The 16673-nt window shown below is 48.2% G+C and carries 15 protein-coding genes; 9 read left to right on the top strand and 6 right to left on the bottom strand.

Features of this window, described 5'->3' with window-relative positions:
* The first annotated feature begins 575 nt into the window (after positions 1-575).
* On the top strand, positions 576-1787 hold the full coding sequence (locus V144x_RS06390; RefSeq protein ID WP_144983071.1) for a hypothetical protein: 1212 nt from the start codon (positions 576-578) through the stop codon (positions 1785-1787).
* Here the strand turns inward: V144x_RS06390 and V144x_RS06385 are convergent.
* Positions 1749-2576, bottom strand: coding sequence for a dimethylarginine dimethylaminohydrolase family protein (locus V144x_RS06385; RefSeq protein ID WP_144983069.1), 828 nt, complete (start codon positions 2574-2576; stop codon positions 1749-1751). The genes V144x_RS06390 and V144x_RS06385 overlap by 39 nt on opposite strands.
* Before the next feature lie 461 nt (positions 2577-3037).
* Here V144x_RS06385 and V144x_RS06380 point away from each other — a divergent pair, with 461 nt between their 5' ends.
* The 5 genes from V144x_RS06380 to V144x_RS06365 all read left to right on the top strand — a co-directional run bounded on the left by V144x_RS06380 (position 3038) and on the right by V144x_RS06365 (position 6951).
* The gene (locus V144x_RS06380) at positions 3038-4015 is read left to right on the top strand and encodes a DUF1559 domain-containing protein (RefSeq protein WP_144983066.1); all 978 of its coding nucleotides are present in this window, start codon (positions 3038-3040) and stop codon (positions 4013-4015) included.
* An 86-nt stretch (positions 4016-4101) separates the two neighbouring features.
* On the top strand, positions 4102-4518 hold the full coding sequence (locus tag V144x_RS06375; protein ID WP_144983063.1) for a peptidase associated/transthyretin-like domain-containing protein: 417 nt from the start codon (positions 4102-4104) through the stop codon (positions 4516-4518).
* A gap of 459 nt (positions 4519-4977) precedes the next feature.
* The gene (locus V144x_RS06370; RefSeq protein WP_144983060.1) at positions 4978-6009 is read left to right on the top strand and encodes a DUF1559 domain-containing protein; all 1032 of its coding nucleotides are present in this window, start codon (positions 4978-4980) and stop codon (positions 6007-6009) included.
* A gap of 117 nt (positions 6010-6126) precedes the next feature.
* Positions 6127-6285 (top strand): hypothetical protein, encoded by a 159-nt coding sequence (locus V144x_RS28305; protein ID WP_197998782.1) that lies wholly within the window; start codon positions 6127-6129, stop codon positions 6283-6285.
* A 90-nt stretch (positions 6286-6375) separates the two neighbouring features.
* Entirely contained in the window at positions 6376-6951 is a 576-nt protein-coding gene (locus V144x_RS06365) for a hypothetical protein (RefSeq protein WP_144983056.1), read from the top strand.
* Positions 6952-7102: 151 nt separating this feature from the next.
* Here the strand turns inward: V144x_RS06365 and V144x_RS06360 are convergent, their stop codons facing one another.
* Both V144x_RS06360 and V144x_RS06355 read right to left on the bottom strand, forming a co-directional pair.
* Positions 7103-7606 (bottom strand): carboxypeptidase regulatory-like domain-containing protein, encoded by a 504-nt coding sequence (locus tag V144x_RS06360; protein ID WP_144983053.1) that lies wholly within the window; start codon positions 7604-7606, stop codon positions 7103-7105.
* Positions 7607-7686: 80 nt separating this feature from the next.
* Positions 7687-8616, bottom strand: a complete 930-nt coding sequence (locus tag V144x_RS06355) for a DUF1559 domain-containing protein (protein ID WP_144990732.1) — start codon at positions 8614-8616, stop codon at positions 7687-7689.
* A 370-nt stretch (positions 8617-8986) separates the two neighbouring features.
* On the opposite strand from V144x_RS06355, the gene V144x_RS06350 reads away from it, so the two are divergent.
* Both V144x_RS06350 and V144x_RS06345 read left to right on the top strand, forming a co-directional pair.
* The gene (locus tag V144x_RS06350; protein WP_144983050.1) at positions 8987-9544 is read left to right on the top strand and encodes a hypothetical protein; all 558 of its coding nucleotides are present in this window, start codon (positions 8987-8989) and stop codon (positions 9542-9544) included.
* A 66-nt stretch (positions 9545-9610) separates the two neighbouring features.
* Entirely contained in the window at positions 9611-11143 is a 1533-nt protein-coding gene (locus V144x_RS06345) for a class I adenylate-forming enzyme family protein (RefSeq protein ID WP_144983047.1), read from the top strand.
* Positions 11144-11211: 68 nt separating this feature from the next.
* Here the strand turns inward: V144x_RS06345 and V144x_RS06340 are convergent, their stop codons facing one another.
* Genes V144x_RS06340 through prpB form a run of 3 tightly spaced genes read right to left on the bottom strand, consistent with a single transcriptional unit; the run spans position 11212 to position 14726 of the window.
* The gene (locus V144x_RS06340) at positions 11212-12681 is read right to left on the bottom strand and encodes a bifunctional 2-methylcitrate dehydratase/aconitate hydratase (protein WP_144983044.1); all 1470 of its coding nucleotides are present in this window, start codon (positions 12679-12681) and stop codon (positions 11212-11214) included.
* Between the two features lie 3 nt (positions 12682-12684).
* Positions 12685-13836 (bottom strand): bifunctional 2-methylcitrate synthase/citrate synthase, encoded by a 1152-nt coding sequence (gene prpC, locus V144x_RS06335; protein ID WP_144983041.1) that lies wholly within the window; start codon positions 13834-13836, stop codon positions 12685-12687.
* A complete protein-coding gene (gene prpB / locus V144x_RS06330) occupies positions 13833-14726 on the bottom strand; it encodes a methylisocitrate lyase (RefSeq protein ID WP_144983039.1) in 894 nt (297 codons plus the stop codon). Before prpB ends, prpC begins: the two co-directional genes overlap by 4 nt.
* Positions 14727-15356: 630 nt before the next feature.
* Here prpB and V144x_RS06325 point away from each other — a divergent pair.
* Positions 15357-16670: an acetyl-CoA hydrolase/transferase family protein gene (locus V144x_RS06325; protein ID WP_144983036.1), complete on the top strand. Its 1314-nt coding sequence runs from the start codon at positions 15357-15359 to the stop codon at positions 16668-16670.
* The last annotated feature ends 3 nt before the right edge of the window (positions 16671-16673 follow it).

The raw sequence follows: 16673 nt of genomic DNA, 5'->3' as shown, positions 1-16673 counted from the left end.
CGTTAGACTAACATCAATTTGCGTGAGGACAACACATCCTGCGTTAAGCATGATCATCACGCTTTCATTCCGTGCTGTCAAGCATATTCGCAAGATTGTTTGCCGTATTATCGGGGTCTAAGTGCCATATTCAGCAGACTTTGTGTAATTTCGCTCACTCGGATTGTCAATTTCTGCTCATTCCCAGCTGAAAAGTCACAACAAACGGACAAACTTCGACCTGTTTCAAACAGATCGCATTCACTGATAACTTTTGTAAAGTCTGCCGAACGTCACTTTGAGAAACATGTTAAGCAACTGAAACAAATGGGAGTCATAGTTCGCTTTCGCGTGTTCAGAATCCGCATCATTTCCATCGAACCGAATTCAAATCACGCTGTTCTTCTCGCCAAGCACGAAATGTAACTGTCATAACCATGCCAAATTGCCTGGATGCTTAAGAATTCGGATCCTAATGCTTTTCCTGCAGAGAAGATCCCATGGCTCGGGCGCACTGTTTGCCCCTCAATCCTGTTTGACCATCTTCATTTCATAGCAGATCACTTGCGCTGCCTGAATATTCAACAGGATACATCATGAAAAGACGATTCAGCTTTTTAGTCTTGATTCTGTGCTTCTATCTGATTTCGACCACCACGCTACAGGCTGCTGTCGAAATCGAACTCACAGATGGAAACTGCATAACAGCAGACCGGATTCAGTGGGGACCATCGGCAACACTGATCCTGGAAACATCAAACAAAGGGCAACAAGAACAACAAACAATTCCCCTGGATCACATCAAGCGACTTTCCATTGATGACAGCCATTATGATCAGCAGACCATCCAAATCGCGGCTGCCAATCCTGATTTGATTCATACCACTCAAACGACTTCAGTTCCGAATGTGATGCGTGATCCGTTCTCTCCCAGTGAATATGAAACAGAAACAGCGCCCCCTTCGTTTTTGAATCAACCGAATCAGACTCCATGTCACTCAAGTTGCAACCGCGGTGTGATTATTGGAATCCACGATGATCCCCTCGATGCGTATGTGCCCTTAGTTCATCAGTATTACCCAGAAGGAGTACCCACGCTTGAGCGTGGCTATGCACTGGGATTGATGCGAACCTTAGTCGTGGAGCGCGCATTAAGATCTTCTTCCGCTCCCGACAGTTTGCCTCCCCCACCGGTACAAGCCCCTATCTCAGGAAAACTGGCAAATATTGCGGTGCAGGCGACTCCATTGAATACACGAGGTAAAGCAGACTGGAACGCATTAGCCATTCGTGTGCAAGGCTTCGACCGACAAGGAAATCCGGCCAGAATTTCCGGAACAGTTCATATCACTCTCTATGGCCAGCGACAACAGCTGCTCCATGTTTGGGATCAGCAGTTCGCAGCGCAGCCCGTCGAAACGATGACATTGGCAAATTGGACCTGTAACAGTTCTTCGACTCCGGAAACACAAACGCCGCGCGTCGGCAACCGATTCGGTGCGGGACAACCCAATGATCAAACCTGGATTGTCAGATTACCTGCTCCCACTCCCGAACATAATTTAAATGTCTATGCGCTGGGGAAAGTACAAGTCACACTCACTTCTCCTGGTAACGGAGTTTTTGAAGCGTCTTCAGGCGCTGTTCCTTTACGACATCTTTCACAGCCCCGTGATTCGTCGCTCGTGCAAACCGGAACACGTTTCTTGCCCTCTGAAGTCACATCGGAAGGAATCTCACGTATGAGCCGTTTGAATTTCAATTCCCCCTTAAGGCCAAACAGCCGCGCACTCTCCATCCAACCTTAAGGTCAGACATTTCGCAGAACCACCGGCTTTGATGAATTCATCCAGGGGAGTACTATAGGTCTCATAACCAAGCTGGTTAAGATCTTTTTCCAGTTGGGGACATCCCGTGTTGAGAGCCACTGATTTCCCAATGACAACCGCATTACAGGCGAACCGCTGTGCTTCCTGCTCTACGACAGGAATTAAATGCGGCACATGTTCTTTCAATGCCTGCTGCCCATACTCATCAAAGGCTGGCGGATAATAGATGGCTTCCGTTTCACTCAAAGGACAGAAACAGGTATCGAGGTGATAGTAAAAGTCATCGACGAGTTGCAGAGGAATCACCCGGCAATTCATTTTTTCGGCCACCCATTGCATCGCCCTCACATCACTACGGATCAGATAACCGGCAAAGAGCGTCTCTCCACAAAAGAGTGCATCGCCGGCTCCTTCAAAGAAATAATCGTCGGGCATTTCAATCGTTTCGAATCCCGCGTCCTGAAACCACTCCTGATCAACGGGTGTTTCCCCTTGTCGGGCTTCGTGCCGAAACAGCGCCAGAAAGACACGCTTCTTCCAGATCAGCCCTGCATTCGCCGTAAAGACCAAATCAGGCAAGCCCTTAACTGGAGTCAGCAATTCAATTCTGGCATTTAAAGAATTGAGAACTTGATAGAGAGACTCCCATTGCTGGCGGGCCACTTCTGGATCGCTTTGCTGACTGCGGCTCATCCACGGATTGATTTCATATTCAATGCCGTAATAGTCAGGAGGACACATCAAAATGGTCGGCGTATCAAAACTCAATGAACTTTTCTTTCTGTATGATCACTCAAACAAGATCTTCTTTATTAATTATACTCTAGTATCAAGCGTCCTGTTTGAATTATTGATACGGCCAAAAAGTCTGATTTTACTACACCAAATCGCTCATACATGACCGATTCATCGGTCTAATGTTTCCGGTTCTTAAGGCTTAATGCCTGCTCAAGCGGCCAGCATGCCCCGTACATAACTCATGTTCTCATCAAAGCCGATGGTGTAGTGTTCAAAATAGCAAATCTTACTTCAATCAGACCGATTTTAAGAGCATAACAGGCCTTTTATTAACAAATCTAATATTTTGTACCTCATGATCTGATGTAAAAAAATTCCACTTTACATGTAAAGTCTTATAGACATGTAATTAATCATGTGTATATTAATAAACTAATGTATTAATCTTAGTTTTGATTGCTCGAATTTATTTCTTTTTTAAGGAGTGGGCCATGAGGAATAAAACATGTCGATATGGATTTACACTGATTGAATTGTTAGTCGTGATCGCGATCATCGCAGTCTTAATTGCCTTACTTTTACCAGCCGTCCAGCAGGCTCGCGAAGCGGCCCGACGAAGCACTTGCAAAAACAATTTGAAGCAAATTGGGTTAGCACTCCACAATTACCATGACACGCATCGAAAGTTTCCACAGGGTAACTATGGAATGACCAACAATCAATGGCCGCTTCGTGACGGAACGAACTGGCGGACAATGATTCTGCCGAATATCGATCAGGCTACCGTCTATAACCAACTGACCTTTGATGATGTGAATGCAACATTCAACGGATTAACCTACACCGGCAATGAAGTATTGATCGGTTTAAAGATGCCAGTCTTCCTGTGTCCTTCCAGCGTTCTCAAGCCGTTTGATAATTCGGGAGTCAGTAACAATACTGCGGGAGGTCTCAACCATCACTACGTCGGTATTCAGGGAGCAGCCCGGCCAATCCCTGGCCCTGATGCTAACCAGGGAACGCGAGACTGTAGTCACGGCTGGTCGTGTGACAATGGAACATTTTTCTCGAACGAATGCATTGCAATCGCAGAGATCATTGACGGCTCTTCGAACACTATCATCATTTCTGAGCAGTCAGGTCGTGTCAACGGACAAAACCTGACAGCCAATTATTACGGTGGCTGGCATGGAGCGCGCAACGACTCCCGGGTCAGCGGCCCCAGTTGTTCTGACTTATGGTCTGCAGGCACAACCTGTGTTCGATTTGCTCCAAACTCAAACATCATTCAAACAGGTGCCACTGACCGAAAATACCGTAATAACACCGTTATCAATTCTGAACATACCGGCGGTTTACATGTTCTACTGGGCGATGGCAGTGTTCATTTTCTTTCTGAAAATATCGACTTCCTCACACTCAAAAAATTATGTGTGCGTTATGACGGGGTACCCGTGGGAGAGTTTTAATCTACTTTCGACATCCTGTGCCTTACATTCAAAACGCCTGTGTGTTGAGAGATATTTTCAAATTTCTGCTAATGAAAGAAATCGCAATGAGAAAGTATGGAATCCTGGTTGTCCTGATGTGTGTCTCAGTCATCTCCAGTGGTTGTGGATCTTCGGGACCGGAATTCAAAACCGGTACACTCACTGGAACCGCAAAGATCGGAGACCGCCCCTTTGATGTGGACGCAGTTCTGATGTTTCTGGATAGCGCCTCGGGACAAGCCTATACCGCGCCCGTCGCCGCAGACGGAAAATTTTCCGTCGGTGAAGAAGTCAGAGTAGGAACTTACACTGTTTATCTCGCTCCCAAGCCGCAGGCACCAGATGATCCCGAGATGCAGCCGACGGGGGTCAAGATGGATACCTCAATGCCCGACAAGTACTGGAATGAGGCAACCAGCGATCTCAAGGTGACCGTCAGCGAAGGAGAAAATAACCCAACCGTCGTCTTCGAGAAAAGCTAACCTTAAAAAGAGATCATCGAATCAGAGACCAGGTCGATCAGCCTGGTCTTTTTTATTTCTAGAGCCTTTCATCTCCTGCTTTGCGAGATTTCATGACAGCTCACATTGGTCTGTTTTTCAAAACGAATTACAGAACCATCCACTGAAACGCACGAATTGACGATTCAACTAGTTTGATTTGTCTACTCCGTTCAGTCTCTTTCCTGCCCGATCTAATACGCCCTACTCTCTGGGAAGGCACTCATCTGAGTTAACTCTGCATATGTTACACATTCCAATGAAACCATTAGAACATTGGTCACCTTTTATTAATAAAACTAATATTTTGTTCCTCAATAATATATGCAAAAAAACACACTCTAGATGTAAAGTCTCATAGACATTTAATTAATCATGTGTATATTAATAAACTAATGTATTAATATCCGTTTGAATTTATACTTTTTCTTGGAGGAGTAGATGATGAGGAACAAACGAAGTCAGCGCGGATTCACATTGATCGAATTGCTGGTGGTCATTGCCATTATTGCGATTCTGATCGCGTTGTTACTTCCTGCTGTCCAGCAGGCTCGCGAAGCCGCACGCCGTACACAGTGTCGAAATAATATGAAACAAATTGGATTGGCACTCCATAATTATCACAGTACTTATAAAACGTTTCCTCCTTCCGCAATTTATCGCTACCCCAATATCGATAATGGAGGAACGACACCTTTGAACTTCTCCTGGATCACAATGATTCTACCTTATTTTGATCAGGCACCACTTTATAATTCCATTAATTTTTCTCAATCCTTCTGGCCGCAATTAGACGGTAACGGGAACCGCATTGCTTCGACGTTGCTCCCCCAGTTGCTCTGTCCCAGCGACCCAGGCTACGGTAAAGCGAATCGGCATGAAGTCGCCTGGACAAACTATGCGGGTGCAGAGGGGTACGATTGGCACCGTCGTCAAGGTCATCGGCTGAGTGGCATCTTTGAAATCCTGACTCCCGTCGGAGTCCGTGATTGCGTTGATGGTACTTCGAATACCATTATTGTCGGTGAGGTTTCCGCCCACGGACACAATACAGGTGCAATTCGCACAGGGGGAACGGGGAATCGGCGTCGTGGAAATGATGGTGTCTTTCGTGCCTCGTTGCTTGCAACCAACTCGAATGGGGATGTCAACGTCGGACCGTTACTCGATCCTGAAGGAACTCCCCGTGGTGGCAGCCCTGCGACGGCAACATGGTGGAGATCATCACCCTTTGCTTTTCAACCCACGTTTCTTGCCGCCTGGGGTCCCAACGCCAACTGGCCTGGATCAGGGAGCGTTCACGAAGGGGGGGCGTTTTATCTGCTGGCGGATGGTGCGGTGCGATTTATCTCATCGAACATCGATACCGGCCCCTGGCCTGCCACAACAATTCCTTTGAGTGATCCCAGATCAGGCGGAGTGTGGATGGCACTTAACACTTACAACGGCACAGAAATACTTGGCGAGTTCTAAGACTACCATTTGCTATCTTTGTCCTGAATAAGTCCACAAAATAAGTCTGGTGGTGCCGGTTTAATCATGTAATTGATCCGGCCCCCTTAGCTTACTGTCTTATAGGAAAAATGAGTTATGAAACAGTTTGTATGGTGTCTAATCACAGCACTGATAATTCCCGTTCTCTCTGGGTGTAGCGAAGAATTTACTGAAGAGGAAGAGAAACAATCTATTCAGGCGATGGAAGAAGAATCCAAAAAAATGGAAGAGCTTCTGCCTGCCAAAGTTGATTGAACCATCACTCTCAAACCAGAGCCACTTTTCCAAGCACCACTCGTTGAGTTGGTGCTTTTTTCCTTTCACTTTTCAGCCCGAGGAGGCCCCATGAATCAGGATCAGAATGATGAGAACGCAGTTCAAACCAATTCAGGTTCTCCACACAAACGGAATCCTCTCGAACGGATCCTGGTTTGGGGAGGAATTACAGTTCTGATTGTCATCGTAGCTATCGAGTATCGCGCGAAACAGAACTATGATGCGTCTGTCTCCGCACTCCAGGAAGTCGCCAATGGTATTCGAGATGTCTCCATTGATGAAGCACGTCAATTGATGATCGGATTTAGCCAGAAAGAAGGACCTCGACCGAATGACCAGGGTTTGAACACATACCATTATCAATGGTTCAGCCTGTTTAAAGGGGGGACTTATCAGTTGACGCTCATCGAGAATGGCGATCAGACACTCAATTCATTTGATGGACCGGCTTTCGCGGAAGATCCAGATATCTTGGCCGCAAAAATTAAGGAAGCAAACACCGACATTGGGGAATCAAATCCCCCCTTAATTGGTAATGCACTTCCTCAAGATTCTCCCGTCGAAAATGGCACAAAGGAGGATGTGTCTGAAAAACAAGAGACTCCCCAAAAAAAGAAATCGAATGAAAATGATTTTCTGAATTGAAAAAATATAAGGCTGACTCTGTTGGCCACTTCAGTACTGAAACAAATTAACCAGCAAGATTAAAGAGGCTGACCAGAAAAACAGGCTCACCACTTTTTTCATTATCAAATATCTATTCTTTCCAATTAGCAGTCACCTAATCTATATTCGATCACACATCTCGTTCAGGGTTTGCTTTTTTATCGGGAACTTTGAAATCCGGATTGACGAGTTTGAAGTCGGCGTCTTCGGCTCCTGCCGGAGGAACATTGAATTCCAGTGTCGTTTTTGAATTGTATTGTGGTGGAATCGGATTCGGACCGCGGCGGTCCTTTCCAGAAGCATCGTAGGAAGGCAAGATTTCCTCGAACGCATCAAGCGTGATGATCACGTCATTCGGCCCGATGACAGCTCCATCGTCGTTTGTCATCACCAGGGCAAGTTCATACCGGCCGTTTTCATCCGTTTTACCAAACGATTCAGCGGCTCCTTTGTCTTCGCTGTCCTCCGCCGTCGTTCGCGGGCGAAACAGTACGGTGGCTCCTGGTAACGGTTGATCATTCATCGTCACAGTCCCGGCTACAGAAGCCAGTTTTACTTCATCAGCTCCGCAGCCTGTCATAACCACTAGTGCATTAATCATCAGAAACAATTGAGGAATCGAATAGTCGTTCATCTGTAAAGCACTCCTTAAACAGAACTCAAACCATAAGTTTTCAATCTGGCTGTAACCATTCCATGCAAGGAAACGATCGATCACCATTCTCCAATGATTTCTTCTCCTGAAATCGATCCCAGGTTTTGAAAGAGTGTTAAGTCGATATTTTCACTGAGAAAGCGACTTGATCCGTCTGCCAGCAGAACTTGCATGCCACCGACATGCATGCTTCCCCAACCACGTTTGCAAGCGTTGCTGCCTCCTGCACCTCCGATCGCCACACAACGATCATAATCAGGGAGAAGTGTGCGACGCTGGGCGACAAAAGAAGACTGGTTGTATGAAGTGTATGTGTAGGCCCAGAAGGTCCCCCGGCGGGGCTGGGACTTCGTATGATACTCACCCACTACAATCGTATTCGAAGTGCCATCGTTAATTGTACTGAATTTCTCTACCGTGAAACTATTCGTTCCAATACTATGTAACAAGCCTCTCCAGTTCTCAGGTAGACCTGATCCATCGGCATTATCCATCCAGCCACTCGTATCGGTTTTCCCAGAAACGGCGCGATAGGAACTCATACGATATTGTAACCCACTGCCCGGTCCGCTCGCTGGTTGTCTCAATTTTCCGGCGTTGTCATCCGATGGGCAGTTATAGACAACAACGAGTTGTTCCCGGACAGCCGCATTGGGAGGATCTTCGTTGAACACGTTTGAGTTGTACTGTTGAAATAAGGATGCCTGATCGAGTTGAGGTAGAATCGAAATTCCCCAGGTGATTCCGCTTTTGGTTCCGCAACAGTTACCCACTGTGATTCCACCAGGAGGGAAAGTACGAAAAGCATCGTGATAATTGTGGAGTGCTAAGCCAATCTGTTTCAGATTGTTCTTGCAAGAACTCCGTCGCGCGGCTTCACGGGCCTGTTGGACGGCTGGTAGCAACAAGGCAATCAAAATTGCGATGATCGCAATCACCACTAATAATTCAATCAGTGTAAATCCATGCCGATGTGGTTTATGACTCATGATCGACTCCTGCAGAAAAGAAATAAATTTAAGTGATCGAATATCAATTAATACATTAGTTTATTAATATACACGTGATTAATTCTATATCCAGGAGGATTTACACTTAAATTGAACTTTTTCTACAGTACCTCATGATCAACCAATAGTTATCTTTATTTAGAAACAACGTAGTTTAAAGCGAAATTCAGGTTGAAAGTATGAAAATTAAAGCTCCCAGGGACAATTATGGCATCTTGTACAAAACAGACTTTCGTATATCAAGATAATCTTCTACAGGTATTAATATCGTTAGATTGGAATATCATCGCGAATGAAATAAATATTAAACGTGAAAAAACCAGTCTCCCTTTACCTTTGAGCTGTGATAATGAGTCACGAATTCACTCAAGTAGCATCGATTCTCAAACAGATTGACCGTAGTAAAGATTCACTTTGCTGCCACATCGGCGACTCTGACGTATTCGCTGTCTCTGAATCGCTGGTGAATGAACTCCGCACGTCTGGGTATACGGCGCACTTTGCGAGTCTGTTTACAATACAGCCGCGCTGGCTCGATCACTTCTTTCCACAATCTGCCAGCAATTGGTTCGCACGCACTGCGCGCTGCTCACGTCAAGCTGCGTCAGAAATCATTACTCAACTGCCCGTACCGGTTCATGAACGACTTAATTGCAATGCCGGAAACCCTCGCTGTATCTTAGCTGTTGCCGCAATCGCCTACACCAAACCAGATTTTCTAATCTACACGACTTCTGGGATGGATCCGCAAGGAAGAGAAGCATTACAAAGCTCTTTCCATGAATTATGCGCGGGTGTACGCGCTATTCACGTATGTCATTTACCAGACCCAATTGAATGCCAGGAGAAGTGTATTGAACATCCTCTCATGAAATGCGTTTCCTGCACGATGGAAAAAACTGTCTGACTTCATGATTTGCAAAGCGTATGAGGCCGATGATAAAATGAATGAAAAAGAGGGGACAAAAACTTCATGACGCATCTCCAGGCGCTTCTCAAAAATTCCGTTCGACAGTGTCCTACTAAAACAGCGATTCAATTCGAGGGTGAGTGTGTCAGTTATACAGATCTGGAGCATCAGGTTCGGAAAGTCGCGGGCGGATTACAAAAGCTGGGAATTCACCAGGGAGATCGTGTGGCCTGGTTCCTGCCGAATTGTCTGGAGGCGGTCCTGACGACTCTTGCTTGCTACCAGATCGGTGCAGTAGCCGTTCCCCTGAATTATCGCTATGTCGCTGAGGAAGTGATCGATGTCGTTCAACGTGTCGACGCCCGGATGATTTTGTTTCATGTCGATAAGATGCAAATTGTTCAACCGCTGCTCCCTGCACGCGCGGGCATGACTGCGGTTTCGGTTGGCTCGAGTCAGAGCACGCCAGATGACGTACATCCCTTTTCGGTATTATTGGAAACTGATGCACTGGTATCGGGAATCAATGTTGAACCCGCCACCCCGGCTTTCATTCTCTTTACTTCGGGAAGTACTGGTCATCCGAAAGGAGTCATCCATTCCCACGCAGGAGCATTTGCCGGCATCGAGACCTCGCGTCAGGTTTTTGAATTTACGAATGAGGATGTCGTGCTGGTGGGCAAACCCATCAGTCATGCCGGTGGTTTGCAGACTCAGTTGATGCCTGCCCTGTCGGTCGGTGCGCGAGTCGTCCTTTCCATGAGACCCACTCCTGCCTCGGCCGTCTCGATGATTCAGGCCGAATCTGTCACTGAATACGGGATGCTTGCCAGCGATCTTCTGGATTTCGTGGAATACCTGGAACAGAATCCGACAGAACTACCAACGCTCAAAAACAGCATCGGTTCGGGAGATGCGGTCCCGACAGACCTTCACCATCGCTTCCGTGACCTGTTAGGCTGGGAAGTGATGGAAGGGGCAGGCATGACAGAAATCGGAGGTTACTACGCGGCGAATCCCCGTTTTGGAACCCGTAAGTGGGGATCGCTTGGATTACCAACTCCTGATACCGAGTTGCGGATCGTCACAGCCGAAGGAGATGATTGTCCCTCTGGTGAAACGGGTGAAATTGTGCTGCGGACGCCTTCAGCGACAATCGGCTACTGGAATGACGAACAAGCCACAACGGATTTATTTCGAGGGGAATGGCTGCATACCGGCGACCTCGGGCATTTTGACGATGATGGATATGTCTGGTTCATCGGCCGAAAGAAACTGATGATCGTCCGTCGTGGTTCCAACATTGCCCCCGCGGAAGTTGAGTCGATCATTGATGAGCATCCATTAGTGCATGCTGCCGTTGTTGTAGGCTTACGCGATCCGAGAGATGGCGAGGTGCCTGTGGCGTGTGTCGCGCTGATCGGAAAGCAAGACGATTCGAGCGAAAAAACCATTCGCGCCTACATCGCGGATCAACTTGCTGAATATAAAAATCCAGTGCATTATCTGTTCTTCGACGAATTGCCACGCACGGGCACTGGCAAGTTTGATCGTCATCAACTTCAGGAGTTGGTTGCAGAAAAGTTTGGTGAGTAAGCGTCTTGAGCTAGTCGTATCCGCTGTCGATTCATAATAATGCAGACATCCATGCAAGCAAAGCTTGTTTATTTCGGAATGCGAGAGGCGACTAATAGCGACATCATTTCCTCGACGGACGTTGATTCGAATGTCTCTTGATCCGAACAGATTTCGAGGATGCGATTCGCACTTGTTTCCGAGACACCACCGCGTAAATAGCGTTCGAACTTTTCTTTCAACAAAGGAATTCCTTCAGCCCGACGACGGTAATGGCCGACCGGGTAATCGATTTCGACTCGCTCAGTTTGAGTCCCATCTTTGAAGAAGACTTGTACGGCGTTACCGATGGCACGTTTGTCGGGTTCCAGGTATTCATGGGTGAAACGTTCGTTTTCCCGGCATTGCATTCTGTTGCGTAGTGCATCGATTCGCGGATCAGCGGCAACCGCGTCTTCATAATCTTCAGCCGTCAGTCGCCCGAAGATCAACGGCACAGCGACCATATATTGCAGGCAATGGTCTCGATCGGCAGGATTATCGAGCGGCCCCGTTTTGTTAATGATACGGTTTCCCGACTCCTGCGTTTCAATCACGATTCGTTCAATCTCATCAAGACGGTCTTTCACTTCCTCATGCAAAATCAACGCGGCTTCGACTGCGGTCTGGGCATGAAACTCGGCCGGGAATGAAATCTTGAACAAGATGTTTTTCATCACATAGGTTCCAAACTTCTGGCTGAAAGAGAGAGTGTCGCCTTTGAACGAAACATCTTGAAATCCCCAGGTTGGTGCAGTGATGGCAGTGGGATAGCCCATTTCTCCACGTTGGGCCAACATGGCCAAAAAGAGACCGCGGGAGGTCGCATCACCGGCGGCCCACGATTTTCGTGAACCCGTATTCGGCGCGTGCCGATAGGTGCGGAGCGATGAACCGTCGAGCCAGGCATGGGAAATCACGTTGAGTGTTTGTTCGCGATTGCAGCCCAGCATCTGTGCGGAGACAGCCGCTGAGGCGATGCGTACCAGCATGACATGGTCGAGGCCTACTCGGTTGAATGAATTCTTCAACGCAATGACCCCCTGAATTTCGTGGGCCTTGATCATGGCGACGAGCACGTCTTTCATCGAGAGAGAGTTAGTCCCGGTTCGAGATTGATAATCGGCCAGTGCCAGAATGGCTCCCAGATTATCGGAAGGATGCCCCCATTCCGCAGCCAGCCAGGTATCGTTAAAATCGAGCCAGCGAATTGTAGCACCGATGTTCCAGGCAGCCCGCACGGGATCGAGCTCATAGGAAGTCCCGGGCACTCGTGCACCGCCGGGAAGTTCCGCCCCCGGTACGATGGGTCCCAGCAGCTTAGTACAGGCAGGGTAGTTGAGCGCATACAGCCCACAGCCTATGGTATCCATCCAGCAATAACGGGCCGTTTCCATGGTTTCTTTCGACTGCTCAACTACTGTTTGCCCGGTGTCGAGGTCCAATACATAATCGGCAATGTCCTGAATCACCCGGTCAAATTCCGGGCGGGCGGCATTGTTGACATCAGTTTCACTCATCGATTAACGGTTCTCCAGTGCAATCCAGTCGAGGTTTTCGGGGCCGGTGTAATGGGCGCCGGGGCGAATGATTTTACCATCTTCGCGTTGTTCGATCACATGTGCGCCCCAGCCAGCAATGCGGGACATGACAAACAGCGGGGTAAACATTTCAGTGGGGACGTTCATTCGATGATAGGAAACCGCAGAAAACCAATCGAGGTTGGGAAACATCTTTTTGACTTCCCACATCACAGACTCCAGTCTCTCGGCAATGTCGAACAACGTCATTTCCTCTGCTTCTTCCGAGAGTTGTCTGGCGACCGATTTAATCACGGTGTTGCGCGGGTCGCCTGTTGTGTAAACCGGGTGGCCGAACCCAATGATGATTTCCTTTCGACTGACGCGTTCACGAATATCGGCCTCGGCAGAATCGGGATCCGTATAACGGTTCTGAATGTCGAAGGCGACTTCATTCGCACCGCCATGCTTGGGTCCCCGGAGCGCACCGATGGCTCCTGTGATTGAAGAGTAAAGATCCGACCCCGTCCCGGCGATGACACGAGCGGTAAAGGTGGATGCGTTAAATTCGTGTTCCGCGTAAAGGATCAACGAGGTGTGCATCGCTCGAATCCAGGAATCGGTGGGTTGTTCACCGTGTAACAGTTGCAGGAAATGTTCGCCAATGGAATCCGCATCGGTTTCCACTTCAATCCGTCGCCCGTTATTGGCGAAATGGTACCAATACAACAACATCGAACCAAAGCTGGCCATCAATCGGTCGATCAGATTCCGGGCTGTCTCAGCCGTATGCTCGGCGGGTTCGGGCTCGCACGTTCCCAGCATCGAGCAGCCCGTCCGCAAGACATCCATGGGGTGTGCTGAGGCGGGAATGGCTTCCAACATTGTTTTGACGGGCTCGGGTAGTTTCCGCAGCGACTTTAATTTTGTTTTGTAAGCAGACAGTTCCGATTGCGTTGGCAGTGATCCGTGAATCAGCAGGTATGCGATTTCTTCGAATTCGGCTGTCTCGGCGAAGTCGAGTATATCGTAACCGCGATAATGCAGGTCGTTTCCTGAACGACCCACGGTGCAAATTCCTGTATTGCCCGCTTCCACTCCCGAGAGTGCAACCGATTTTTTCGGTTTTCTAACATCGGCCGGTGGTTCATTCATGATGGTTCGTCCTCCGAACTGTTCTCTTTAAAAAGCTGGTCGAGTTTGTTTTCAAAATCGTGATAACCAAGATATTCGTAGAGTTCTTCACGCGTCTGCATCGTATCAAGCACACTTTGTTGAGTACCCTCTTTGCGGAGCATTTGATAAACATTGAGAGCCGCTTTGTTGGCAGCGCGAAAGGCGGACAGCGGGTACAAGGCAATACTCACTCCCACGTCTGCCAATTGCTGCGCGGTAAATAGAGGAGTAGCTCCAAACTCAGTGATATTGGCCAGGACAGGAACCTGCACCGCGTCGACAAACTCCCGGTATTGCTCGAGCTGAGTCATTGCTTCCGGGAAAATCATATCGGCCCCCGCTTCCACACAAGCAGACGCGCGGTCGATGGCTGACTGCATGCCTTCCACGGCCAGGGCATCGGTGCGAGCCATGATCACAAAATCGTCATTCAGTTTGGCATCAACGGCGGCCTTGATTCGATCGACCATTTCTGCCTGAGTCACGATGGCCTTGTTGGGACGATGCCCACAACGTTTCTGTTGGACCTGATCTTCCAGATGCACGCCCGCGGCTCCTGTTTTGTTCATAGCTCGAACGGCGCGAGCAATATTGAACGCCCCTCCCCAGCCGGTATCGATGTCAACCAATATCGGTAAACCCGACACATCAGTCATTCGTCTGAGATCGATCAGCACATCGTCCATTGTGGTGATTCCCAAATCGGGAAGACCGCACGACCCCGCTGATACTCCTCCGCCGGACAGATACAAGGCCCGATACCCGGAGGCTTCCGCCAGGCGAGCATGGTAGGCATTGATGGCTCCTACACACTGTAAGGGTTGTTCTTCTTCAATGGCTTTGCGAAATCTGCCACCTGCCGTGATCACGGTTCCCTTCCTTCCTGTTCTATAGATGTTGCTGAATTCTACTCATTCAGGCACCCAGCCGAATTGCGTTATTTCATGCCTATTTTCCAAACAGGAAAAAAGACCAAAGCTCGTTTACTTTTTCGAAAAAGCTGGTCATTGTCAGAAAAACGATTTACACTACGCCTTGATACAGTCTAAAAAAAGTACTTTTTGAGACGCACTCTTTATCACAACACTCTTGTTGTATACGAATTTTGAAGTGATTGAAAGGATGCTTGTATACAATGGATGAATTTATGCAAGCGGTAATAGACGAAGCGTAACAAGAGAGTTTAGGGGTCAGTATTTTCTGAACCTGCCCTGCCTCCCTTTTCTGACATCCTTACTGAATATAAAAATCTAGCGCACTACCTGCTCTTCGACGAACCAACATGCATGGGCATGGGCAAATTCGATCGTCATCTGCTTCAGGAACTGGTTGTAGAGAAGTTTGGTGAATAAGGAAACTTTGTATTAGTCTGCCAACAAATGGCTGATCCTACCACCGGTATTACCATTCCCTCTTGACACTTTAATTCGAAAACGCGAAAGTCCTCTTGTATTCAATGGTCTCGTATAGATTCTTATTCCGTAAAAGGGCCGTGGGGAATGGACGCCGCTGATCTGTATACTGCAAAACTCAAAAGTACTGCTGAAGCAGTCGCACTGATTTCAGAAGGTGAGACCGTCTCGGCTGGTATGGCAATCGGACAACCGCCCGCACTGGTAGCGGCGCTGGGAGATCGCCTGCGAACGAATGGCCTCAAATCGATTCGCTTTTACTATAAGATCGGAATGCAGCCGATTAGCGACTCACTTCTGGTGGAAGGCGTCAGGGAAAAAATTGACCCCCACTGTTTCTTCCTGAGCGGCACCGAACACCAGATTATCAAAGACCAGCAGCAGACAGGTCACAAGGTGATGAGTTTTGTCCCCGTACACTTCAGCGACCTTCCTCGGCTGTTCAAAGAAATCATCGATCTCGATACGTTTCTGGTTACAGTCAGTCCCATGGATGGGGGCGGCTACTTCTCTCTGGGTACGAACAACGATTTCGCTTCCACCGCTGCACGGCATTGCAGGCGTCTGCTCGTTGAGGTCAATCAAAACATGCCTCGAGTATTCGGGCAATCACAGATTCATGTCAGTGAAGTCGAGGCCATTGTGGAAAATCATGTACCACTCATTGAGGCAGGAGTGGCTGAAACTTCGGAAGCAGGCCGTGCCATTGGTGCTTTGATCGCACCATTGGTCCCTGATGGTGCAACGATCCAGCTGGGCATTGGACGTGTGCCTTCGGGGGTTGCCGAGGCATTGAGCAATCATCAAGACCTGGGAATTCACACGGAACTGTTTTCTCCCAGCATGGCCGACCTGATCCGTAAAGGAGTGATTACCGGGAAAAAGAAAACGCTGCATCCCTTTAAACATGTCTTCACGGTCGCTTTCGGAACCAGAGAATCATACGCGTTCATGAACGATAACGCAGCGTTCGAAAGTTATCCCTCATCTTATGTCAACGATATCCGTGTCATCTCACAACATGACAACTTTGTCTCCATCAACACGGCTATCGAAATCGATCTGTACGGCCAGGTGAATGCCGAGTTTATCGGAGAGCATGAATACAGTGGCTCCGGTGGCCAGTATGATTTTGTAAAGGGAGCCTCCCTGTCGAAAGGGGGAAAATCCATCATCGCATTGCAATCGACGGCACGCAAAGGAACGCTCTCGACAATCGTGCCCAAGGTCGGCATGGTGACAGACCCGCGGATGGATGTGGAATACGTCTGCACTGAGCACGGCATTGTCAATTTGAGAGGCAAATCAACCAAGGAACGGGCCGAAGCATTGATCAGCATCGCTCATCCTGATTTTCGAGATGAACTGACCGCAGCCGCAAAACGCGTGACTCTAATTTGAGGT

Source organism: Gimesia aquarii (genome assembly GCF_007748195.1).
GTDB lineage: Bacteria > Planctomycetota > Planctomycetia > Planctomycetales > Planctomycetaceae > Gimesia > Gimesia aquarii.
This window is presented reverse-complemented; position numbering and strand designations above follow the sequence as displayed.

Bases quoted from the DNA above. Each gene is read 5' to 3' on its own strand.
- V144x_RS06390 (WP_144983071.1), top strand. From the start codon at position 576: ATGAAAAGACGATTCAGCTTTTTAGTCTTGATTCTGTGCTTCTATCTG.
- V144x_RS06380 (WP_144983066.1), top strand. From the start codon at position 3,038: ATGAGGAATAAAACATGTCGATATGGATTTACACTGATTGAATTGTTA.
- V144x_RS06375 (WP_144983063.1), top strand. From the start codon at position 4,102: ATGAGAAAGTATGGAATCCTGGTTGTCCTGATGTGTGTCTCAGTCATC.
- V144x_RS06370 (WP_144983060.1), top strand. From the start codon at position 4,978: ATGATGAGGAACAAACGAAGTCAGCGCGGATTCACATTGATCGAATTG.
- V144x_RS28305 (WP_197998782.1), top strand. From the start codon at position 6,127: ATGAAACAGTTTGTATGGTGTCTAATCACAGCACTGATAATTCCCGTT.
- V144x_RS06365 (WP_144983056.1), top strand. From the start codon at position 6,376: ATGAATCAGGATCAGAATGATGAGAACGCAGTTCAAACCAATTCAGGT.
- V144x_RS06360 (WP_144983053.1), bottom strand. From the start codon at position 7,606: ATGAACGACTATTCGATTCCTCAATTGTTTCTGATGATTAATGCACTA.
- V144x_RS06355 (WP_144990732.1), bottom strand. From the start codon at position 8,616: ATGAGTCATAAACCACATCGGCATGGATTTACACTGATTGAATTATTA.
- V144x_RS06350 (WP_144983050.1), top strand. From the start codon at position 8,987: ATGAGTCACGAATTCACTCAAGTAGCATCGATTCTCAAACAGATTGAC.
- V144x_RS06345 (WP_144983047.1), top strand. From the start codon at position 9,611: ATGACGCATCTCCAGGCGCTTCTCAAAAATTCCGTTCGACAGTGTCCT.
- V144x_RS06340 (WP_144983044.1), bottom strand. From the start codon at position 12,681: ATGAGTGAAACTGATGTCAACAATGCCGCCCGCCCGGAATTTGACCGG.
- prpC (WP_144983041.1), bottom strand. From the start codon at position 13,836: ATGAATGAACCACCGGCCGATGTTAGAAAACCGAAAAAATCGGTTGCA.
- V144x_RS06325 (WP_144983036.1), top strand. From the start codon at position 15,357: ATGGACGCCGCTGATCTGTATACTGCAAAACTCAAAAGTACTGCTGAA.